Consider the following 22,049-nt stretch of genomic DNA (forward strand, 5'->3'; position numbering starts at 1 on the left):
ACTGTAACTTTAAAATGACCTATTAAGCGTACGCCCAAATTTAAGCTAAAGCAAATGACGCCTATCAATATAGGACACAGGTGTTGTTGACCCTTTAAAGGGGTAAAACTTAGAATGAAAACTCTAGGAGTTTATTTTGCAAAAATCGTCTACTCACAACAAAACTACTCAATCTGATAAATCAACTGACCGTTCAAATTTTGATAAACAAGCCCTTGAATTCCACCAAATGGGAAGGCCAGGTAAGATCGAAGTTGTCTCAACAAAACCGTGTAACACTGAGAAAGCATTAGCTTTAGCGTATTCGCCAGGCGTTGCTGTGCCTTGTAAAGTGATCGCGAAAAACCCGGAAGCGGTTTACGACTACACGACAAAAGGTAATTTAGTGGCCGTGATCTCGGACGGTACTGCTGTACTGGGCTTAGGTAATATCGGACCCTTAGCTTCAAAACCCGTTATGGAAGGTAAAGGAATTTTATTTAAGAACTTTGCCGGCATCGACGTTTTCGATATCGAAGTTAAATCTTCTTCAGCGGCTGAATTTATTGCCGCAGTTAGAACTTTAGAACCAACATTCGGCGGAATTAATCTTGAAGATATCAAAGCCCCTGAATGTTTTGAAATTGAAGAAACATTAAAAAAAGAAATGAACATTCCGGTATTCCATGATGACCAACATGGAACAGCGATTGTTTCTGGCGCAGCCCTAATTAATGCTTGCCAAATCGTAGGTAAAAAACTTTCTGAAATTAAATTAGTTGTTAACGGCGCTGGTGCTTCTGCCATTGCCTGTACAAAACTTATTGTAAGCCTTGGTGTAAAAAAAGAAAACGTTATCATGTGTGATACAACCGGCGTGATTTTCAAAGGTCGTACAAACGGCATGAACAAGTACAAAGAAGAATTTGCTAATAACACGACAAAACGCACTCTTTCTGAAGCCTTAGAAGGTGCTGATGTGTTTTTGGGACTTTCTGCTGCAGGTGCCGTAACAGGTGATATGGTTAAAACCATGGCGAAAGATCCCATCATTTTCGCCATGGCAAATCCAGATCCAGAAATCACTCCGGATGCAGCTCGTGCCGCACGCGCTGATGCGATCGTTGCCACTGGCCGCTCTGATTACCCTAACCAAGTAAATAACGTTTTAGGCTTCCCGTCGATTTTCCGTGGTGCGCTTGATACGCGTGCGACACAAATCAATGAAGAAATGAAATTAGCGGCGGTTCACGCTTTAGCTAAATTAGCACGCGAAGAAGTTCCTGATACAGTTTCTGCCAGCTACGGCGGGCAAAAATTTAAATTCGGCCGCGATTATTTAATTCCAAAACCATTTGATACGCGCGTATTAATGTGGGTTGCTCCGGCTGTTGCCAAAGCGGCAATGGATACAGGTGTTGCCCGTGTTAAAATTGATGACTGGAACAAATACCATGAACGCTTAGAAGCGATTCAAGGCCCACAAAAAGTATTTATCCGTTCAGTGATCAACCAAGTTCACGCAAATTCTGAACGCCAAGGAGCTCTTCCGCGCGTTGTGTTTCCAGAGGGTTCAAGCTCAAAAATTTTAAAATCAATCCGCGCTTTAATCGACGAAAAAATCTGCAGCCCGATCGTCATCGGTAATCCGGATACAATTCGCGAAAAAGCCAAAAAACATAATGTCGATATGGATGGTATTGAAATTTTAAATATCCAAGGACATCCAAAATTTCACCAATACGCTGAAGAGCTTTACAAACGCCGCCAACGTAAAGGCGTAAACATTAAAGAAGCTGAACGTTTAATGAATGACCCAAGCTATTTTGCATCGATGATGATCGATCAAGGCGACGCTGATGGTATGGTGAACGGCGCAACTACGAATTACGCTGATGCGGTAAAACCAATTCTTCACACAATCGGTTTAGCTAAAGACCACGTTCCTGCTGGTTTAAATATTTTAATTTCTGATAACAGATTTTTATTCTTGTCAGATACAACGGTGAATTTTAACCCGACAGCTGAACAGTTGGCGCAAATCGCAATTCAAACAGCGGTTGTGGCTGAACACTTCGGCCAAAAGCCAAGAATTGCTATGCTTAGCTTTTCAAACTTCAGCGGTGATAACGGAACTCCGGCTAAAATGAGAAAAGCCGCCGAGATCGTGCGCCAAATCCGTCCAGACTTAATCATTGAAGGCGATATGCAGGCTGATACGGCCGTTAATTCTGAAATTCAAAATCGCATCTTCCCGTTCTCGCAATTAGGTGGCGAAGCGAATGTGTTGATTTTCCCGAATTTAGAATCAGCAAATATTTCTTACAAACTTTTACAACAATTAGGTAAAGTAGAAGTTATCGGGCCATTCTTAATGGGCGTACGTCGTGCAGCTAACGTGTTACAACGTACTACTACAGAAGAAACGATTTTTAGCTCGGTTGTATTAACAGCACTTGAAGCACAGATCATTAAAGATCGCAGACAGGTAAAACACTAATGGTGAAAAACTAGTGAACGAACTACGAATCAGAGACAAAGATAAAGTTATCGTGGTGGGTGTAGGTCTTAAAACCGAACCCTTAACTGAGATCAAAGAAAATCTTTGCGAACTCGAAGAACTAGTTTCTGCAGCCGGTGGCGAAGTCATCGGCTCTACCGTTCAAGTTTTACCGCAGTGGAATCCAAGTACCCTTATCGGTTCTGGAAAAGTGACTGATATTAAAGAAATGGTGCAAGAATCTGGCGCGCAAGTCGTTGTGATCGATCACCAGTTATCAGGCATTCAATCTCGTAACTTACAAACTGAAATCGGCGTACGCATTATCGATCGTACGCAATTAATCTTAGACATTTTCGCCCAACGAGCGCGTACTTACGAAGGCAAACTTCAAGTAGAGCTAGCTCAGTTATTAGATCAAATGCCCCGCATGATCGGCGCTTGGCAAGATTCATTATCACGTTTAGGTGGCGGTATCGGAACCCGCGGTCCCGGTGAAACAGCCCTAGAAAATGACCGTCGTCGCGCCAAAGAAAAAATTGCTCTGATTAAAAAGAAGCTTGAAGAGGTTTCACAGCACCGATCTCAACACAGACAATCACGCCGCAGAAACGAAGTGCCAAGCTTTGCATTAATTGGTTATACCAATTCTGGAAAAAGTTCTTTGTTAAATCGTTTAACCGGCGCGCAAGTTATGGCCAAGAACATGTTGTTTGCGACTCTTGATCCGACAACAAGAAAAGTTTTCTTAGATGAAGGCCCACCTGCGGTTGTCACCGACACCGTAGGATTTATCAGAAAATTACCAACACAACTTATCGAAGCGTTTAAGGCTACACTGGAAGAATCTGCAGAAGCTGACATCTTGCTTCACGTGATTGATTTATCTTCGCCGAATATGGAAAGACAAATTGAAGTTGTCGATGGCTTAATTAAAGAATTTAAATGGGAAGATAAAAAAATCATTCACATTTTTAATAAAGTTGATGTGGCATCAGTTGACCGCCAGTTCAGAGTCAAACAATTCCCCCGCGTTTTCGTAAGTGCCTTAACCGGACAAGGTTTTGAACAGCTTAAAAAAGTTATGGCTGATTCCATCAACGAAATGCAGACTGAGGTTGAATTATACTTTTCTCACACGCAGGAATTTAAGATCTACGACCTAAGTCGAGAAGCTAAGATCACCCGCAAAGAGCCCGCTACAGAAGGAACTGTGTGCTACGCACTGATGACCCCGACCTTAATCAACAAGTGGCGCGATTTCCTCGTAAAATAACTAGAATACTTGCTACAATTTAAGAATGATAAATCTTAAATTATTTTTTGTGAGCGCAGCTTTAACTTTAACGTATTTTCCGTTAACAGCGCAGGCTGCGGGCGATCAATGTCTTTCAGGAACTCCTGGCAATAATCATCTGATCCAGCAATTAGGACGAGCAAAAAACTCTAGTCCGATTACAGCAAAGCTGACTCACAAATATAATTTAGAACATGCACCCGTTGAGCCACCTTTAGCAGGATGTGCTTCTTGCCAACAAGGCCCAGGCACTGGCCCTTTAAGTTTAAACAATAAAGCCACAGCCGAGATTCTTCGCCAAGTAGCTCCGGACGCCCGCTTACTTCTTCGCACAGATTGCCTTTCAGCTTCAGGAAAAGTAGATGCACCTACAACTGAACTAAAATGCCCTGAAGGAAAATTGTCTTCGAAATATAATTTCTGTTTTGATTCAAATTTAATGCGCTATCAAAATGCGGTAATCACGGATTTTTATAAATGCGTAAAAAAATTGACCAACCTTCCGCTGACACCAGCCGGTTTATTTGAAATGTATTCTTTAGAATCAGGTTTCAAACCGCACTACGCTTACAATGGTGGTGTGGGTGTTGGACAATTAACTGGAATTTTTGTTGATGACATCAATCAGAAACACCGTGGTTTAGGAATCTTAAAAAAAGTGGCCAACACGTCTGATGCAGATTGCGATATCGCCAAAAAAATCGCTGAAAAAGACGTTAAAAAGCCAGTGCGTCTAAATAACAACCGCTGTAAGTTTGTTGAATACGGTGAAGGTATGGAGCGTAACGTTCTTTACACTTTAATCGGTATGGCTAACTCTTGGGATAAAGATATCGAACCGGTTATGGAAAGCTATATCGCCAAACACAAAGGCAATCCTGCCCTTCCTCGCGCGACTGAGTTAGCGTTACTGAACGGCTACGGCCCAGGTGGACGTGCCGCAGCCCGCGCTGCTGTTCGCCGCTTAACGAAATTATCCCCGACTCAATTTGTTAACCAAATTCAAAAACCAATGTCAGGCAGCAAAGGTACCAACCTTACCGTTTACGTTGGTAAAATGCAAAAAAGACAAAAGCAATTACTTAGCGATATGTCAGCTGAACAACGTACAGCTTACAACAAAGAAGGAGCTCGTTCATGCGTAAACAACTAGGATTAATCACTACTCTTCTTATCTCAGTGTCAGTTTTTGCATCGACACCGACATCACTTTCTCCTGAATTAAAAAAAGATTACGATGAATTTCAAAGATCTTACGAAGACGCTGTGACGATGTCTGGCGATAAAGCAAAATTTTTAAAAGAATTTAAAAATATCGAAACCGGGCTTCAAAAAAAGTACAAAGCTTTTGATAAAAAAGAAGGCCAAAAGTTAACTGCCGAAGGTAATCAAATGGCCTTAGATATCGAAATGTTAGAGCCGTTAAAAATTATCGCTGAAGGTAACGCTTCGAAAGAAAGCTGTTCAAACGCTGAATTTATTAACGAACTTAATAACCAATCAGACGCCAAAGCTTACGAAAAGTTAAAAGAACAAATCACTAAGCTTTGCAGATAAACACACTAGATCACACCGGAATGTTGCACTATCAATAGCCCGGCTAAAACTAAGCACAAGAAGATGTTAAGTTTTTTGAAAAAATTGACTGTCATAAATCCCCCTATTGACACTTAACTTCAGGAATATCCTGAAATGTATTTCTCTTAAACGACTTCGGCAACTGCCCCATGGTGTAAGTTGTCGTTGTCGGTCTTAAATCATCAGTTACATTCGTAATAAAATAATTGTGCTGATTCCATACGGCACGTGTCGGCATCCAAGAACCTTTTACCGTTGGGCCAAATACTCTAACACCATTCATTTGATAAAAAGGACTGTCTGGTGTTGCATCGTAAGAGTATGAATTTTGCGACACCACTAAATCCGCATAGCCATCACCATCAGCATCCGCTACCACGGGATATTCACTTAAAGTGCCACTTGGATTTTTAATTTCCCAAATCGGACGTAAATTTAAAGAACCATCTAATTCGTAAATTCTAAGATATTGTTCATCGGCGTAGACGATTTCTGGTTTTTTCTCACCGTTAAAATCAAACGAAGCCACACCGGTTTTACGAGACGAACAATCACGCGTTAAACTTCCGGCAATTTTATTTCCTTTAACATCGTAAATTGTTAACGAGCGTCCTGTAGCTACCGCGATCTCTAACGATTTTTCATCGCCATCAAAATCACCGATTGTTGCTTGCCCGCCGCCGATCGTGCCTGAACAAGTATTTTCAGTGTGTTCAGTTAAAGTTTTATCAACAAGAATTTTTCCCTGCGACGAATACACCTGAAACGTACCGCCACCGATTAAAACAATTTCTGACCCGGCTTGGTCAGGATAAATATCAGCTACAGCCGGATGACCCGTTTTATTAAATTTAGCTACTGTTTTACCGTACATATCCATAATGCCCATAGCATTTACGATATTCATTTTCGGTTTTGAACTTGGCTGTGCTAATTGCAAATTCAGTGGAATATTATAACCCGCAACTAACTCAAGCTGAGTTTTGATATAAGGCATTTTATTTTTTTCTGAAACCACAAACCCCGGAGCCACGATATCAGCGATTCCATCACGGTCTAAATCAGTGGCTGATAAAGAATCATCAGTCACCGTAGCACTTGTTGGTTTATTAATAATCCAACGTTGAGTGCCATCATAATTGAGTGCTATCACATTCGTACCAGAAGCCGCTTTATTTAGATAAATAACTTCAGCCTTGCCATCACCCTCGATATCAATCAATAACGGCGCTATCGTTCCATAAGCCATTAATTCTGGCTTATCAGCTGTCCATTCTTCGTGACCATCAGCTCCGTTAATCACACGAACGTAACCAGGAGATGTGTACGCATTACCTTTGAAAGTTGTAAACACAATCTCAGGAACACCATCGCCATCAAGATCACCCACCACCGGAGTCGACATCACTCGGTTATAAGAAGGCTCAAAACTTTTTGAATAATCCCATTCAAATTTAAGTTTTGGCGCAATCTCTACAGCCGTCATCTCACGGCAAATTGGAACCTCAATCGCTAACGATGCTGGATCAACTTTAAATTCCATTTGCGACGAAGAACAGTTCTGAAAAGATAAAAGCAAAGTCGGAACAAGCACAACGGTAATTAAAAGTACACGATGGCGCTTAATAAACGCATGACTTAACCCCATAATCCCCCCAGATTAATGTTTTCGATCTACTTAAATTTTGTGAATGATTTCGCTTAGAAAACGCAAAGAATTAAAGTCGGTAATACGATAAGTACGAATAAAAAAATCTGCTCCTGCTTTTTGGACTGCTTACCTGATTTAATATACATGCTTCATTCCCCCACCCGAGAAACTATAAAGCAAAGGCTTAGCCAACTGCTTTAAACGAAGGTGCGAGTTATAAATCGATTTTGGGCGAATAGCTTATATGCAGTTTTTAAAAGTGGAGCAGTGCTAAGCTCATAACTTCACACAGCCTTTTGCAAGAGTTAATCAAACATTAGACATGTCAGAGTAACTGTCATGTCTTTAATTGAGACAAGGCTAGCTGACTAACCTTGTCGTTGAGAGATACGGTTTTCACGGCGCTTTTTAGCCGCTTCAAAACGACGCTTTTCTACGTCTGTTTCCAAAATAAGACCTGGAACTTTCGTTTTGCGCCCATCAGAACCTAAGGCCACAAATGTTAAATACGAAGAAGCGGTATGAAAGATCTCACCTGTTTTAGGATTTTCAGCATCTACGCGAACGCCGACTTCCATTGAAGAATTTGAAACAAAGTTAACTGAGGCTTTAAGGTTTACAACCCAGCCTTTTCTAACAGGAGCCACAAAATCCAAACGATCAATCGACGCCGTCACAACTTCTCTGCCCGAGTGACGTTGAGCTGCGATTGCAGCACAAATATCAATCCAGGACATAATCGTGCCCCCGAAAATGGTATCAATCGCATTGGTGTGTGAAGGTAAAACTAATTGGGTCATGACAACCTGAGAACGAGAAACCGATTTAGACTCTAACATGATGATTCTCCCTAGATATAAAATACCATTGCAGTAATTTTGGGAGCAAGCTTGAAAGCCCTAAGGGCCAGAGATGGTAACAAGAACTGTTTGCACAAATAGAAAAGGGTTACATTTCTGTAACCCTTTTAAGATTTATTTAACTAAATCAACTTAGGATTAAACTCCTAAGTCACCGTTGTTACGGCCGATACCGCCACCAGGTAACGTGATAGTTGTGTTACCAGCAGGGATCGTTTGTGTAGCTTGCGTATTGAATGCAGTTGCTCCAGCAGGTTGAGTCGCTTCAACACGTGCTTCTGATTCAACAAATCCAAGGTGAGGTAAGCACCATACGATAAGTTGTGCGCGTGATTTAACATTCATTTTTTTGTAGATGTTTGTTAAGTGAAATTTAACTGTTTTTTCAGTTACGAAAAGTTGATTTGCAACTTCCTTGTTAGAAAGTCCTTTAGAAACTAGTTCTGCAACTTCCGCTTCACGATTTGAAAGACCCTTTTGAATTAAGATATCTCTGAGCATCCTTGCTCCTCCTGCTTAATTGTTTTTTGTTTACTATAGCTACTTTTTCTTTGTGTCACTCTGAGACTAGTCTCGATTTCCTTATCTCGACTTTGTTTCAGTTTGAACAACAACAACCTGAATTTAAGTCTGACAGACTTTTGGAAGAACGCAATACCTATGTCTTTTATTTTTTTAAAAACTAGACCGCCCCCCGTCAAAACCATGAAAAAATCGTGAAATAAGTATATTTCTACACAAGAATCGCCGTGGACTAACCGATCAGTCACCCTGAGGAGTCCAGTATGTTTAGTCAAAATACCAAGTTTTTAGTCGTAGATGATTTTGCAACAATGCGAAAAGTAGTTAAGAAGGTACTTACCGAATTAGGCTATACAGATATTCATGAAGCCGAAGACGGAAAAGCCGCTTTTCAATTAATCCAAGACGCCGCCAATGGCGGAGCGCCCTTCCAGTGTATCGTTTCTGACTGGAACATGCCGAATATGACAGGTCTTGAGCTTTTAAAAGCCTGCAAAGCTGATGCAAAATTTAAAGATACACCCTTTATGCTGGTCACAGCTGAGAGTGAAAAAGAACAGATCATCGAGGCTGCTAAAGCCGGTGTTTCTGAGTACGTAGTTAAACCTTTCAACGCTGCCACATTAAAAGAAAAATTAGGCCGCGTGTACGCAAAACACAACGGCGCAAAGGCGGCATAAGGTGTCTACGGCATTAAAACTTTCCACTTTAAAACACCCTATTTTCGAAAAATTAGTGGTGGAAAATATCTGCGCCGGTATTCAAGGTACCCTTGCTCAACTAGGCCCTTTTAAGACAGAATTTAAACCGCATTTCTTTGCGGCTACTTGGCAAGTTCCAACACCGATTTCGGTGATTGTTAATATCAAACAAAACGAACAACCGCTTCAAGTGCGCTTTCACTTCGATCCAAAACCAGTGGTTGAAATTCTTGAAGGTATGTTAGGTGATAAGGTTGACCCTGAATCACAAGACATTCTTGATGGCGTGGGTGAAATCAGTAATATGATTTATGGCCTTATCAAAACTAAGGCGAGCACTGCAGGTTTTCAATTCGGCATGGGCCGCCCTGAAGCTTGTTTTACGAAAAATCTTCCGCCAAATGTTAATCCGAACGGTCAAAGTTTAGTGATTCCATTTACGGTAAATGGCGGCATCTGCCATTTTGAATTTATCGTATTCGACTAGTTAGCTCAACGTCTTCGACATTAGCCAGCTATAGCTTACGAAATTAAATTCTGATTCTTCAAATAGGTCAGGGCTTCTTCAGAAGTCCTGATTTTTTTTTCAAACTGCATGTGGCGTACAAGCTGAAGCAACGTTAAGGTCTTTGCTGGCTCACACTTTCCGACCAAATCCCCACCCGTTAATAACGGTTTTGGATAAGTTTCTAAATACTTCTTCACATCAGATAGATAAGTTTGAAGAAGATCCCCGCTGGCTGCAAAAAAATCTAAAATATTTAAAACCAAATCGCGGTCACGCTCAGTATCGACCGTTAACGCCATATCTAGTGCGACTTTGCCTTTAGCAACTTCGGCGTGATAGTCGATAGCCTTTTTCGCAAGCTGTGCTTCTTCTTTTGAACATTTCAGACGGGCTTTTAAAAACTCAACCGCTTCTGGAGCGTATTTCCACAGAACCACAACACTCATCACCAACTGTTGATTCGCAGAAAAGCCCGACTGCTTTAACAAAGGAAGCTTTACTAACTGTTCAGGATTAATTTCAGCCCCTAACGAAAACCAAAGTTTCTGCGTTAGCTCTTGTGACCAAAAATCAACTTCGTTATGGCTATTTACGATTTTCAGAACTTCTTCATAAATACGTTCACCACTGACCGTACGGATTAAGTCCGAAAGGTCAGTCGCGGCCTGCAAGTCCGCTACAGGCACTGAAAAACCAAACTGCGCTTTAAACCTAGCTAAACGCAATAAACGTAAGTGATCTTCGTTAAGCCTACGAGTGGCATCGCCTACACACTTAAGAACTTTGTTTTGCAGATCTTCAACACCACCGACAAAGTCGATCACTTCAAAATTTTCCAAATCATAAAACAAAGCATTAATGGTAAAATCACGGCGTTTAGCATCTTCTAGCGGTGTGGCGCGCTTAATGGTTTGCGGCCTACGCCCATCGACATAGTCGTCTTCTTCGCGAAATACCGTTAAATCAATTATTATGTTTCGACCCTCATGGTGAAAAGGCAGCTTATAAACACCAAATTTCTGGCCAACCAAAACCGCTTTAGGAAAGAGTTCTAAGATTTCGGCGTCTTCAGCGTCTGTGACCAGGTCAATATCTTTAGGTGTGCGTCCTAACCAAAAATCACGAACTGCCCCACCAGCAACCCAACAGGCGCGCTTTTTCTCACTTAAACGATGAGCAATCTTGTAAATAAAACTCGCCGAATCTAACAAATTCAGCTGATTGGTAAAATCAATTTCATAAACAGAGTGACTCATATACACTATCATTCATGGTTTCAGAGCCACACTCAACGAAAAATTTGTTTAAAGATCCGTTGGATCTTATGCGCGACACAGAACTTAAAGCGCATCTTAAAGCTATTAAGCTTGAACAGAATTTTGATTTGGTGAGCGCGACCGCCTTGACTAAGCCCATGACCATTGAGTTTTACAAAAACTGGATCGCTGGCGGTCAGCATGGCGATATGAACTATCTTGAAACCCATCTTCCGACTAAAGAAGATCCGACAATACTTCACGAAAGTTTACGTTCGGCCATTACGGTGGGCTTTCATTATTTTCCGGCGATTCGCCCCTACGATCTAAAAATTCCAGCACGCGCAGCGCTTTACGCCCAGAATGAAGACTATCATTTCTGGCTTAAAGAAAAATTAACGGCAGCGATTGTTTATTTAAAAGAAAAATACCCGAACGAACACTTTCTTCAATATGTCGATTCAGGCCCGGTGTTAGAACGCGACTTAGCTTACCAAGCAGGCCTTGGCTGGTTTGGCAAAAACACCTGTATTATTCATTCACAAAAAGGCAGTTTGTTTTTCTTAGCTGAAATTTTAACTTCGCTTGAAGTGACTGAAAAACTTCCGCCACATGAAGATCTTTGCAAGAACTGCACAAAATGCATTGATATTTGCCCTACGGGCGCTTTATCGGGCGATAAACAGCTAAACGCCAACAAATGTATTTCATATTTAACAATCGAATCTAAAACCGTAGCCCCAGTTGAGTTACGCGCTCAAATCGGCGATTGGTTTTTTGGCTGCGACATGTGTCAAACTGTCTGTCCGTGGAATCAAAAAAGATTAAATGTGCTACTTCCCGATGACAGCAAAAAATCACAACAGCTGGTCACAACTTTGCCGCAAGAAAAAGAACAAGACTTAGAAAAGTTCTTTCGCACGATTTTAGAATCTTCAAATAAAAAAATTCAAAAGATGTTTTACGGAACACCGATGTTACGCTCTGGCGGCTTTGGTTTAAAACGTAACGCCATGGTGGTTATCGCTAACCGCCGCATGACAAGCCTTAAACCTTTTGTTGAACCTTACGTGCAAGACGCCAAGCTAGCTGAACTTGCACGATGGACCCTTGAACAGCTTACTTAATACCGACCGCGTGCTTCCACTCATCAGTGGCCGTAATGATTTTTCGAGCCTTTAAATCAAACAATGCAAAGACCACAATCAACTCAGCACACACCTCGCCTTTATCGTTGATCATCTCTTGTTTTAACTTGCCGACTTTGCCGTTGTATTCAGTGCATTCGACTGAAATTTTGATTTTGGTGCGGGCATAAAGCTCTTTAAGAAAACGCAAGTGCGCTTCTAAAATCACTGGCCCCTGACCCGTTTCTTTAATCTTGGCCAAACCAAATCCATTTTGGGTAATGATATCCCAGCGGGCCTGTTCAAAAAGCTCTAAATAACGAGCATTATTCATGTGACCGAAAACATCGAGATGCGTTTCTTGCACCGTCGTTTCATAGAAAAACATAGTTACCTATCTTACGCGAGCCTGTGTGCTCGACTTGTACTTAGTTAGACGCAATTTTAATCACGTTAACTATTCCTTGTTTTTTATTGTGAAAAATTTATAAAAAATGATCAATAACGCATTCTTAACGCTCGGCATAATATTTTTCTGAACAGTTTTTTAATGACTTCAATTTCACGGCGTGTTTTTTGACTTGTATGCGAAGAATCAAACCTGCATTTAAACTTGTAGTACTGCTGACAAACCTGGTGTTTTGCTTCGCTTTTTCGAGCACAGCGCACGCTGATGAAACGATTAAGGGCCGCATCAAGAAAATCGACAATACGTACCTTTTGGTCACTAAAAATCAAATTGCTTACACATTAGACTTCACTAACGAGGTTTCTGAACAACAAATCAAACGCTTAAACAACGGTGATTTCGCATCAGTTACGGCTAATTTTAGTTCAATCGCTTCAAGCCTTATTTACGTAACTTCGGTTGATTACATCGGCTTAGAAAGCCTTATTGGAATTTGGCGCAGCGAAAGCGACATGTGCTACGAGTTTACCTCATTTACTCGCCTATACGTTTTCGCCCCGAACACAGAGGGCCAATGCGAGCGCGATGTTAACCCTGATAAATACGGCAAATATAACTATTTCATCAACCCAGATGTGGGCGCATGGACGATGTTAATTTCTAATTCAAACAGCGAATTTTTCGGTGAGCTTAGCATCATCAATGATAGCCATCTTGAAATAGAGTTGTTTGATAATCAAACTGACGCTACCCTAGGAACAATAGTTCTTAGGAGATAAGCTTTTGTTTCTACCTGTATCACAAGACATATTTTTTACTAAAAACGATCCTGAAGATATTCGCCTTGGCGATTTAGCTCACCCTATTAAATTTGACGACCTTAAAGCTAACGAATTTGTTATCTTTGGCTACCCTGACGACGACGGCATCAAGCTTAATGGTGGCCGCACTGGCGCAGCCCTTGCGCCAAAAACGATTCGTCAGTTTCTTTACAAAATGACGCCTTCTTATAAAAAGGCCATCGTTAGAAACAACATTCATGATTACGGTGATTTAGCTCTGACAACCGGAGACATCGCTGTTCGCCATGATATGGCCCGTAAACACTTAGTTAAATGTCTTATGAAAGACGCTAAAGTAATCTGCCTCGGCGGAGGCCACGATTACGGCTTTGCTGATAGCGCAGCGTTTGTAGACCGTTATCAAAGCACACATAAGAAAAAACCTATCGTTATTAACTTCGATGCTCATATGGACGTGCGTCCACCTAAAAATGGGCCTAACAGCGGCACGCCTTTTTACCGCCTATACGAAGAGCACCAAAATCGATTTCAATTAATTGAAATCGGTATTCAAAACCAATGTAATTCGGCTCACCATATTCGCTGGGCGAAAGAGCGCGATATTCAAATCGTTGATTTAGATACCTTACAGAATTCAGGCTGGGGCGCGGTTTGGACACAAACAGCTCTTAAAGATTTAGAGCCCGATCAACCTGTATTTGTAAGTTTTGATATTGATGCCTTAACGGCCGCTGAAGCTGGTGGTTGCAGCCAGGCTTGGGCAACAGGTCTTAAGATTGACGATTGTTTACGTTTCCTAAGTCAGCTTTATACAAAATGTAAAGTGCGTGGCTTTGGCGTTTATGAAGTCTCACCGCCACTTGATCGTGATTACCAAACTTCAAAAACAGCCGCTTTACTGATTCATCACTATATTTTTAATTCTTAAGGAGTCTTAAGGTATGCGCGGATTTGGCAGCGATAATCATTCAGGCGTTCACCCTGATATTTTAAAAGCTTTAAGCGATGCTAACGTAGGCCACGCCCCAAGTTACGGAACCGACGAACTCACTGAAAAATGCCAAGAACTTTTTAAAACTCATTTTGGAAAATCAGCCGACGCATTTTTTGTCTTTAACGGCACAGCGGCGAATGTTTTATCTTTAAAAACTATGATGAAAAGTTTTGAGTCTTGTTTTGTGACTGACATAAGTCATATGAACCAAGACGAGTGTGCAGCTCCTGAGTTTTTCGCAGGAAAATTAATCGCCGTTAAATCGGTCAATGGCAAATTAACAATTCCTGAATTAGAAAAACATTATATCCGCTTAGGTGACCAACACTATACGCAGCCGCGCGTGATTAGCCTGACCCAGCCCACTGAAGTTGGCACTTTATATTCATTAGACGAAATTAAAACTTTAACCACTTGGGCTAAAAGCAAAAATCTTTTAGTTCATATGGATGGCGCACGTTTTGTAAATGCTGTTTACAAATTAAGTTGTAGCATGAGCCAAATGACCACAGATCTTGGCATTGATGTTTTATCATTTGGCGGAACTAAAAATGGTCTGATGTTTGGCGAAGCGGTTGTAGTTTTAAATCCGGCTCTAGGAAAAGATTTTAAATATATTCGCAAACAAGCCGCGCAGTTACCTTCAAAGACTCGTTTTATTGCGGCTCAGTTTTTGGCGTTTTTCAATAACGATCTTTATAAAAAAATCGCGCAGCATTCTTGCGATATGGCCCAGTACTTTAACGAAAAATTATCTGGAAAAGTTAAAATTAACTATCCCGTGCAAAGCAACGCGGTTTTTGCTGAGATTCCACAACCTATAGTTAAAAAATTAAAACAACAGTATTTCTTTTACGTGTGGAATGAGAAAACTTTTGAGTGTCGTCTGATGACCAGCTGGGACACTCAAAAAGAAGATATTGATGGCTTTACAGACCTTTTAATTTCTCTAAAGTAAGAGCTGCGTTACCTTCGGCTTTAACTTTACGGTCAGCGCTTACGATTTTACCGTTTTCATCAATGATGAAAGTTGATCTTTCAACACCTAAAACCATTTTGCCATACATGTTTTTCTCTTTGATCACATCAAAGAACTTACACATTTTTTCTTCAGTGTCGGCTAATAGTTCAAATTTAAAGTTACATTTTTGAATGAACTTATCGTGCGATTTTAAGTTGTCGCGCGAAATACCGTAAATCACGGTGTTTAGTTTTTTAAACTCATTTAAAAAGGCGTTGTATTCATTTCCCTGAATTGTACAACCCGGAGTATTATCTTTCGGGTAAAAGTATAAAACAGTTTTGTGCCCTTTTAGATCTTGAAGGTTCACCGGTTGTCCCGAAGAAGATTCAACCGTTAAATTTGGTAACGACTGCCCGATCATATTAACGTCCGTAGGGTTGCTGAGGTGGCGGAGTTGCTGGGACTGAGTTTGGCTCGGCTTCGCCGGGTGGCGCTTGCTCGGGCGGGATTTCACCATTGTTTTGGCTTTGACTGTCGTCTTGGCCTTGCTGGCTTTGTTCGCCGTTTTGGTTTTCTTGACCTTGGCCTTCACTTTGGACTGTGCCTGAACTTGTTTGGCTTTGCTCTTCGGCTTTTTGCGCGTCGATGTACTCGGGTTCTGCTGTGTGCGGCGTGATGTTTTCTTGCTTACCACTGACTTCTTCTTCATTTTTCTTTTCCTGTTTTTGTTCCTCTAAACCTAATAACTTATTCTGCATGTCTGCAAAATCGTCTTTAACTTTCAATTCCTTTTCAATAATCGAAATTTTTCCGCTCATCGGCACAGTCATGCTGATTTTTTTATTTTCAATCAGATCTTTATACTGCCCGCCTTCGATCATAAGTTCGTTGGCTTGATTGCGGTTAAAAAGGTATTTACGAATTTTTAATTCATACAAGTTGATATCAACACCGGTAAAGCGCGGGCTAAACACCGTATCTTTACAATCTAGTGACTGAACTTTGTTATCTTTAAAGGTCACTTCGCACGTACGCTCAGGGTTAATGCCCGCGGCATTACCTAAGATCACTTTCCAATTCGAAGTTAAAAATACAATCGTTAAACGATTTTTATTGGACAAATCTTCATTGATCTCGGCAAGCTTTTTTGCAGGTTTTGTGCACTCGCTATAGATCTCATATTTTTTCGGCGCCGCACGTACAGCTATTTTTTGACAGCCAAAACCCTGTAAAAATCCTGTTTTTGCCCCGTTAAATTTATCAAAACCAAAAGACAAGACTTCAAATTGATTAACTTCAGGGCTGCTACCTTCTAAAAGCAGTTTTAACACTTCTTTTTCAAGGCTTCCTAAGAATTTAAGATTAGCACCCAGCATTCTGGCGTAGGCTTTTTCGGCTTCTGGCCCTGTTTTAAGAGGTGGCGCATTCACTACAGTTGTCGGAACATCAACGACAGCATCTTCTTTCTTGGGCGAAGGAAGTTCTTTTTTTGTGCAACCAACAAGAATACCTAGCGTGATACATGTCGTTATGAAAATCAGTTTCATAGATCTATTATGCTGTTTCTTGTTTTCATTTTACAAGTTTTAGTTGAAGATATTTAAGCAAAACACAAGGATGTAGAATGGAAAAAATTTGGCTTAAAAAGTATCCAAAAGTTGTACCACATGTTATCGAAACTGATGAGTATTCTAATATCTTAGAAGTTTTCGACGAATCAGTGCGAAAATTTCGCAACAAAAATGCCTTTAAAAATTTCGGCACAACTTTAACATATCATGACCTTGATGTGTTATCAGGACAATTTGCTTCTTATTTACAAAATGACCTGGGCTTAAAAAAAGGCGACAAAATCGCCATACAAATGCCCAACGTTTTACAATTTCCGGTAGCTTTATTTGGAGCTATGCGCGCTGGCCTTATCGTGGTGAATACAAATCCACTTTACACAGCCACTGAAATGAAACACCAGTTTAATGATTCAGGTGCAACAACACTTGTGATCTTAGCGCAGTTTGCTCATTTGTATGAACAAATCCAAGGTCAAACACCAATTAAAAATGTGATCGTAACAGAAGTTGGCGATCTTTTAGGTTTTCCAAAAAAACAATTAATTAATTTTGTTTTAAAACACGTTAAAAAAATGGTGCCTGCTTATAACTTTAAGCACACATCTTTTAACGACGCTTTAGATTCAGGTGCGACAAAAACTTATATTCAGCCGCCTTTATCAGCTACTGATATCGCTTTCTTACAATACACTGGCGGAACAACAGGTGTTTCTAAGGGTGCTATATTAACTCACCAAAATATTATCGCGAACATGTTACAAATCTGTGCGTGGATGCGTCCGAAATTAATCGAAGGTGAAGAGATCTGCTTAACTCCACTTCCGATGTACCATATCTTTTCTTTAACAGTGAATTGCTTAGCGTTCATGCGCTACGGGGCTTCGAATATTTTAATTACAAACCCGCGTGATATTCCAGGCTTTATTAAAACGATGAAAAAAGAAAAATTCACGATCATGACTGGCGTAAACACGCTTTACAATGCATTAGCTGTTCACCCTGACATTAAATCTGTTGATTTTTCGCACATGAAAATTTCTGTAGCGGGTGCTATGGCTTTACAAAACGCTGTTAAAGAACGCTGGAAACAGGCCACTGGCACAGACGTGATCGAAGGTTACGGTTTAACTGAAACTTCTCCTGTGGCTTGCGTAAATCCAATTGATGGTACTGATAAAGTGGGAACAATCGGTCTTCCGGTTCCTAATACAGATATCCGCTTAGTTGATGATAATGAAAAAGATGTAACAGCCACTGGCGAACCTGGCGAATTATGCGTTAAAGGTCCGCAAGTGATGCAAGGTTATTACAACCGTCCGGATGAAACAGCTAAAGTGATTAAAAATGGTTGGTTACATACGGGCGACATCGCCGTGATGGATCAAGATGGTTTCTTTAAAATCGTAGATCGTAAAAAAGATATGATCTTAGTTTCTGGTTTTAACGTTTACCCGAACGAAGTTGAAGACGTTATTGCTAAAAATCCTAAAGTGTTAGAAGTGGCCGCGATCGGTGTGCCTGATACTCACTCAGGTGAAGTGGTTAAAGTTTTTGTCGTTAAAAAAGATGAATCATTAACAGAACAAGAAGTTATTGCTCACGCCAAACAATCAATGACGAACTACAAAGTGCCAAAACATGTTGAGTTCAGAAAAGAACTTCCGAAAACAAACGTTGGTAAAGTTTTACGTCGTTCGTTACGTGACGAAGAATTAGCAAAAGTAAAAGCTTAATTAAATTTAAAGAAACAGGAGAAAGTCGCGTCGCAGACGCGCAGGAGATATACATGAAAAAATTAGTTTTGATCGCAGCTTTATTCGCATCATCTGTTGCAGTAGCGCAGAAAAATAAACAAGCTAGCCCATCACCAGCGGCAGCTCCTTCTTATAACTCAAGCCCTAAAGTTTTCAGCGGTAACTTTGGTTTAAACCAAGGCGCGATCAATTTAGGTCTTGCTCTTGATTCAGGTGCTGAAAATGGAGCTTTCGGTGGATCTTTCTTCTTACAAACTGAAAAAGAAGATGATGGCGTAACAAAAGTCTACCAAGTGATGACTTTCGGTGCTCACGTAAAATTAAATGTTTTCGATCAAGCTAACTGGGTTGTTGATTTACGTCCTGGTGTTAACATCTCTATCGTTAGTGATGTTCCAAGTGCATCAGGCAAAGATGACAAAACTGTTTTTGGCCCTTCATTACGTTGGGGTGCTGCTTACAGAATGTCTGGCGGAAAACAAATCGGTATCGAGCGTTTAGAAGTTTGGAACTGGTTTGATGACGACGTTCAAAAAGAAGACGCCTTCACAAGTTTAGTTTTCAGAACAGATTTCTAATTTGATCACTCTTGATCCAATTCCTAAACTGCTGGTCAGCCTCGGTGCTATCTTTATAGTGATCGGGCTGCTCTGGCAGTTTGGAGTCTTCGAACATTTTCGACTTGGCCGTTTACCTGGCGACATTCTTATCGAAAAAGAAAATATGAAACTCTACTTCCCTATTACGACGGGGATTTTAGTCAGTGTGATTGTTAGCCTTATCGCCTGGTTATTTAAAACTAAGTAATTTGGCCTATTTTTTAGATTACTCAATTAAAATTTTATCAACTTCATGGCCTATGTCTTTTAGGCGCTTTTGAAAAAATTGCTTTTGTTCAATGTTTTTTTGCTCCCATAAAGCAAAAATAAATTTTTTCATATCCAGTTCAAAAACCGTTCTGGCTTTTTTGTATTCATCAGTGCGAATACTGTTATCACCAGCATAGTAAGCAAGACTCAAATCAGTCATCTTATCTTTTTGTGGGTAAAGCTTAATTAAATCATCATTAAAAACTTTACGCATATTGATCTGATCGACATAAAAACCGAGATGATCATCGACGAATTTAGCCACTTGCTGCTCTTGCGATTTAGAAAGATCGCCCAAAAGAAATTCGGCCACTTTTTTTAAATTAGCAATTTTTCTTTTTTTAAAGGCTTTTCTATCTTCAGCCTCTTCTTTTTTTTCTGAAATTTGCTCAGCCGAATACTCTTTGAAGTTTTTAATTTCAGCATCACCCACTTCTTGCATCACTTTATCAAAGCTTGGCTTAAATAAAGCGATCATTTCTTTTTGATAATCTAAAAGGTACTGGTGAAGCAGGTCTTTTTCTTCTTGGGTCAAAGACTCTCTTTGCGAAAGACTTTCGATTTTTGTAATGAGTTCTTTTAATTTTTTAAAGACCGTTTTTTTGTTTTTATCAAACTGGCTGTCTAAAAAACGGTTTACATCTTTACTTTTTGAGCGCGAAAAATCAAAAGCATCATCAACCCGGCTTTCGATTTGATTAGTGCCGACACTGTATCCTACTCCCACTTTTGAACAGGCTAAAAACGCCAAAGAAGTTAGAATCAGTACCAGCTTCTTCATAGCGTGAGCTCCGGAAAGCGTTTGGCTTTTTCTTCTTCAATTTGAGGAGCATTATAGTTTTGATTATAAATCCTGGCACTCTCAGCTGCATTGAGGATGTTTCCTAAATACGTGATTGAAAACACCACACCACTCACCAAAGCTGTCGCAGGTAAGTCTTTATCTTCTAATTCCAGAGTAGCTGACAAAAATAAAGCGTTTAACACAAAAGCCATAGCGCCCGATTGCCAAGACCCTGTGTAAGCTTGCCCAGCACCAGGTAAAACCGCGCTTAAAGTTCCAGCTAATGCCGGAGATTTTTGCTGGGGAAGATTTTCTTTCCACTGCTCAAACGAATTCACTCTTTGCGCTTCTACTGTACCATCATTTTTAGGAAAATAATAACTTTGGTAAAGTTTAAGTTTTTGCTGATATCCCAGAGAAAACTTCAGCGGATAAAGTTTATGCGACAAATGAAACATTTCATCGCGTTCACCTAATTCAGTCACGGCTAGTAGGTGGCCCCACATCGCTTGATCTAATTGTTCGGCACAATCAAATTTTTCAGCCATTGAAAATTCTTGAATGCTTAATAAAAACTGGCGACGTTGAAATAAATCCCGGCCACTATCGAGAGCCAATTGTGACGCTTTACAATTTTTTTGCGCCAAAGCTTCGATTGAAAAAATAAAAACACATAAACTGAAGAAAAGTTTAAAGTTCACAAGACTGCGGTAAGTCGACAAAGCTAACGCCATGATTAGTAAGTATCATAGGAGTTCCCAAATAACCAGCGTCTGGCTCGCGCAGAAAACGGTCGAAGGTTTTAAATAGAGAGGGCACTGTGCCACAGCGTTTGGTTAAAGACTGCGAATAAACGCTATCGCTGGGAAAATAATCGCAACGCGAGAATAAACTAGGGCGTAAAACCTTTTGATACACACTGACAGTGGCACTTTCGGATTCTTTTTTAACGCGACTCAGTTTTTGAAATTTATAAGTTGAATCAATAGAACTGACACTAGCTGGTGGTAGATTTACACAACCAGCTAGTGCAAAAGACAAGACTAAAAAACTATTTCTTTTTATCTGTAGATACACAGTTGTACTCGTAAGTACGCTCTGGTTTATATTTTTGGATCCATAAGAATGGAACTAGCAAAAAGACACCGCCGGCACACGCGCCTGCATCAAATTCTTCGCTACGAGAGAAAGTGTAGAAAGCTGGTTCGCAACCTGGTTTTTCGATACGAACTGAATTCGTAGCACCTACGATTTTTGTATCCGTGTGAGTCACTGTACCAGTTCCTTTTAATTCGCCATCAATGTAGATTTTGGCTTGCGGATCAGTAGTTCTGATCATAGTTGTTGATGAGCATGATGCAAATAAAGCAGCACTTAAAACGATTGCGATGGCTTGTTTCATTGTTGTATTCCCTTCGTAGAAAACAAAAAAAATGGGTGCTTTTTTTTTAAAACACCCATTTATTTAATAAAATTTTTGAACTGAAAGCTAGATGTATTTTAAGCTTTTTTAGCCCAAGAACTGCACCAGCCTTCAGCAGTTACAGCTTTACCGGCTGCAAATGGCATTTGGCAAGGACCTGCTTTTTTACCACCAACAGTCGTCTCTTTTGAAGCATCGTAAAATGCGCAGCTTTTACACTTTTGATTTTTAAATTCAACGCCACTGCGAGCTGACATTAAACCTTTGTCTTTAATCTGCGTGTTGATTTCAACGTAATTAACTGACTGAGCTTGGCGATCTTTAGGATCTACTAAAGATGCACCAGCTGACGCTGCTGAACCGCCGCCACGACGGCCTTCTGCACGTGCTACGATAGGTAATAATGCAGCTGCACCGATAAAGGCACCTACTGATTGAAAAAATGATCTTCTATTCATATGATTCCTCATTGTTGTGAATGAATTTGGTTGATAAATTA

Annotated in this window: 25 protein-coding genes; 13 read left to right on the plus strand and 12 right to left on the minus strand. The window is 40.4% G+C overall.

Features of this window, described 5'->3' with window-relative positions; all coding sequences use genetic code 11:
• Positions 1–229 precede the first annotated feature (229 nt).
• From ACKWCF_RS09490 to ACKWCF_RS09505, 4 genes are read left to right on the plus strand one after another with little or no spacing between them, the layout of a single operon-like run.
• Positions 230–2,479, plus strand: coding sequence for an NADP-dependent malic enzyme (locus ACKWCF_RS09490; protein ID WP_409480255.1), 2,250 nt, complete (start codon positions 230–232; stop codon positions 2,477–2,479).
• Positions 2,480–2,492: 13 nt separating this feature from the next.
• Positions 2,493–3,755 carry a GTPase HflX gene (hflX, locus tag ACKWCF_RS09495; protein ID WP_409477342.1) on the plus strand — a complete coding sequence of 421 codons (1,263 nt, stop codon included), beginning with the start codon at positions 2,493–2,495 and terminating at the stop codon, positions 3,753–3,755.
• 25 nt (positions 3,756–3,780) lie between these two features.
• Entirely contained in the window at positions 3,781–4,929 is a 1,149-nt protein-coding gene (locus ACKWCF_RS09500) for a hypothetical protein (protein WP_409477343.1), read from the plus strand.
• The gene (locus ACKWCF_RS09505; RefSeq protein ID WP_409477344.1) at positions 4,914–5,333 is read left to right on the plus strand and encodes a hypothetical protein; all 420 of its coding nucleotides are present in this window, start codon (positions 4,914–4,916) and stop codon (positions 5,331–5,333) included. Before ACKWCF_RS09500 ends, ACKWCF_RS09505 begins: the two co-directional genes overlap by 16 nt.
• 103 nt (positions 5,334–5,436) lie before the next feature.
• On the opposite strand, the gene ACKWCF_RS09510 is transcribed toward ACKWCF_RS09505, so the two are convergent.
• The 3 genes from ACKWCF_RS09510 to ACKWCF_RS09520 all read right to left on the minus strand — a co-directional run bounded on the left by ACKWCF_RS09510 (position 5,437) and on the right by ACKWCF_RS09520 (position 8,366).
• Entirely contained in the window at positions 5,437–7,002 is a 1,566-nt protein-coding gene (locus ACKWCF_RS09510; RefSeq protein WP_409477345.1) for an FG-GAP repeat domain-containing protein, read from the minus strand.
• Positions 7,003–7,373: 371 nt separating this feature from the next.
• Positions 7,374–7,844: an acyl-CoA thioesterase gene (locus tag ACKWCF_RS09515; RefSeq protein ID WP_409477346.1), complete on the minus strand. Its 471-nt coding sequence runs from the start codon at positions 7,842–7,844 to the stop codon at positions 7,374–7,376.
• A 159-nt stretch (positions 7,845–8,003) separates the two neighbouring features.
• A complete protein-coding gene (locus ACKWCF_RS09520; protein ID WP_409477347.1) occupies positions 8,004–8,366 on the minus strand; it encodes a helix-turn-helix domain-containing protein in 363 nt (120 codons plus the stop codon).
• A 284-nt stretch (positions 8,367–8,650) separates the two neighbouring features.
• On the opposite strand from ACKWCF_RS09520, the gene ACKWCF_RS09525 reads away from it, so the two are divergent.
• Positions 8,651–9,067, plus strand: a complete 417-nt coding sequence (locus tag ACKWCF_RS09525) for a response regulator (RefSeq protein WP_409477348.1) — start codon at positions 8,651–8,653, stop codon at positions 9,065–9,067.
• A gap of 1 nt (position 9,068) precedes the next feature.
• A complete protein-coding gene (locus ACKWCF_RS09530) occupies positions 9,069–9,575 on the plus strand; it encodes a chemotaxis protein CheX (RefSeq protein WP_409477349.1) in 507 nt (168 codons plus the stop codon).
• A gap of 35 nt (positions 9,576–9,610) precedes the next feature.
• On the opposite strand, the gene ACKWCF_RS09535 is transcribed toward ACKWCF_RS09530, so the two are convergent.
• On the minus strand, positions 9,611–10,852 hold the full coding sequence (locus ACKWCF_RS09535; protein ID WP_409477350.1) for a CCA tRNA nucleotidyltransferase: 1,242 nt from the start codon (positions 10,850–10,852) through the stop codon (positions 9,611–9,613).
• 14 nt (positions 10,853–10,866) lie between these two features.
• On the opposite strand from ACKWCF_RS09535, the gene queG reads away from it, so the two are divergent.
• Positions 10,867–11,979, plus strand: coding sequence for a tRNA epoxyqueuosine(34) reductase QueG (queG, locus tag ACKWCF_RS09540; protein WP_409477351.1), 1,113 nt, complete (start codon positions 10,867–10,869; stop codon positions 11,977–11,979).
• On the opposite strand, the gene ACKWCF_RS09545 is transcribed toward queG, so the two are convergent.
• Complete coding sequence (locus tag ACKWCF_RS09545; RefSeq protein ID WP_409477352.1) at positions 11,972–12,367, minus strand: acyl-CoA thioesterase; 396 nt, start codon at positions 12,365–12,367, stop codon at positions 11,972–11,974. The genes queG and ACKWCF_RS09545 overlap by 8 nt on opposite strands.
• A gap of 197 nt (positions 12,368–12,564) precedes the next feature.
• Here ACKWCF_RS09545 and ACKWCF_RS09550 point away from each other — a divergent pair, with 197 nt between their 5' ends.
• The 3 genes from ACKWCF_RS09550 to ACKWCF_RS09560 are packed head-to-tail and all read left to right on the plus strand — an operon-like array spanning position 12,565 to position 15,143.
• Positions 12,565–13,167, plus strand: a complete 603-nt coding sequence (locus tag ACKWCF_RS09550) for a hypothetical protein (protein ID WP_409477353.1) — start codon at positions 12,565–12,567, stop codon at positions 13,165–13,167.
• 4 nt (positions 13,168–13,171) lie between these two features.
• Positions 13,172–14,119 carry a formimidoylglutamase gene (locus ACKWCF_RS09555; RefSeq protein ID WP_409477354.1) on the plus strand — a complete coding sequence of 316 codons (948 nt, stop codon included), beginning with the start codon at positions 13,172–13,174 and terminating at the stop codon, positions 14,117–14,119.
• A gap of 13 nt (positions 14,120–14,132) precedes the next feature.
• A complete protein-coding gene (locus tag ACKWCF_RS09560; RefSeq protein ID WP_409477355.1) occupies positions 14,133–15,143 on the plus strand; it encodes a threonine aldolase family protein in 1,011 nt (336 codons plus the stop codon).
• On the opposite strand, the gene ACKWCF_RS09565 is transcribed toward ACKWCF_RS09560, so the two are convergent.
• The gene (locus ACKWCF_RS09565) at positions 15,115–15,570 is read right to left on the minus strand and encodes a peroxiredoxin (protein WP_409477356.1); all 456 of its coding nucleotides are present in this window, start codon (positions 15,568–15,570) and stop codon (positions 15,115–15,117) included. The genes ACKWCF_RS09560 and ACKWCF_RS09565 overlap by 29 nt on opposite strands.
• Before the next feature lies 1 nt (position 15,571).
• Positions 15,572–16,696 carry a hypothetical protein gene (locus ACKWCF_RS09570; RefSeq protein WP_409477357.1) on the minus strand — a complete coding sequence of 375 codons (1,125 nt, stop codon included), beginning with the start codon at positions 16,694–16,696 and terminating at the stop codon, positions 15,572–15,574.
• Positions 16,697–16,773: 77 nt separating this feature from the next.
• Between ACKWCF_RS09570 and ACKWCF_RS09575 the strand changes: the two genes are divergently transcribed.
• From ACKWCF_RS09575 to ACKWCF_RS09585, 3 genes are read left to right on the plus strand one after another with little or no spacing between them, the layout of a single operon-like run.
• A complete protein-coding gene (locus tag ACKWCF_RS09575) occupies positions 16,774–18,453 on the plus strand; it encodes an AMP-binding protein (protein WP_409477358.1) in 1,680 nt (559 codons plus the stop codon).
• Between the two features lie 53 nt (positions 18,454–18,506).
• On the plus strand, positions 18,507–19,052 hold the full coding sequence (locus ACKWCF_RS09580; RefSeq protein ID WP_409477359.1) for a hypothetical protein: 546 nt from the start codon (positions 18,507–18,509) through the stop codon (positions 19,050–19,052).
• Position 19,053: 1 nt separating this feature from the next.
• On the plus strand, positions 19,054–19,281 hold the full coding sequence (locus ACKWCF_RS09585; RefSeq protein ID WP_409477360.1) for a DUF2905 domain-containing protein: 228 nt from the start codon (positions 19,054–19,056) through the stop codon (positions 19,279–19,281).
• 18 nt (positions 19,282–19,299) lie between these two features.
• Here ACKWCF_RS09585 and ACKWCF_RS09590 read toward each other — a convergent pair whose 3' ends face one another.
• From ACKWCF_RS09590 to ACKWCF_RS09610, 5 genes are all read right to left on the minus strand, one after another.
• On the minus strand, positions 19,300–20,124 hold the full coding sequence (locus ACKWCF_RS09590; RefSeq protein WP_409477361.1) for a hypothetical protein: 825 nt from the start codon (positions 20,122–20,124) through the stop codon (positions 19,300–19,302).
• Positions 20,121–20,861, minus strand: a complete 741-nt coding sequence (locus tag ACKWCF_RS09595; RefSeq protein ID WP_409477362.1) for a hypothetical protein — start codon at positions 20,859–20,861, stop codon at positions 20,121–20,123. Before ACKWCF_RS09595 ends, ACKWCF_RS09590 begins: the two co-directional genes overlap by 4 nt.
• Positions 20,818–21,204 (minus strand): membrane protein insertion efficiency factor YidD, encoded by a 387-nt coding sequence (yidD, locus tag ACKWCF_RS09600; protein WP_409477363.1) that lies wholly within the window; start codon positions 21,202–21,204, stop codon positions 20,818–20,820. The genes ACKWCF_RS09595 and yidD overlap by 44 nt, the downstream gene beginning before the upstream one ends.
• The gene (locus ACKWCF_RS09605; protein WP_409477364.1) at positions 21,179–21,529 is read right to left on the minus strand and encodes a PEGA domain-containing protein; all 351 of its coding nucleotides are present in this window, start codon (positions 21,527–21,529) and stop codon (positions 21,179–21,181) included. The genes yidD and ACKWCF_RS09605 overlap by 26 nt, the downstream gene beginning before the upstream one ends.
• A gap of 98 nt (positions 21,530–21,627) precedes the next feature.
• A complete protein-coding gene (locus ACKWCF_RS09610; protein ID WP_409477365.1) occupies positions 21,628–22,008 on the minus strand; it encodes a high-potential iron-sulfur protein in 381 nt (126 codons plus the stop codon).
• Positions 22,009–22,049 lie beyond the last annotated feature (41 nt).

Origin of the sequence: Pseudobdellovibrio sp. HCB154, from assembly GCF_046267985.1 — a bacterium.
Lineage (GTDB): Bacteria > Bdellovibrionota > Bdellovibrionia > Bdellovibrionales > Bdellovibrionaceae > Pseudobdellovibrio.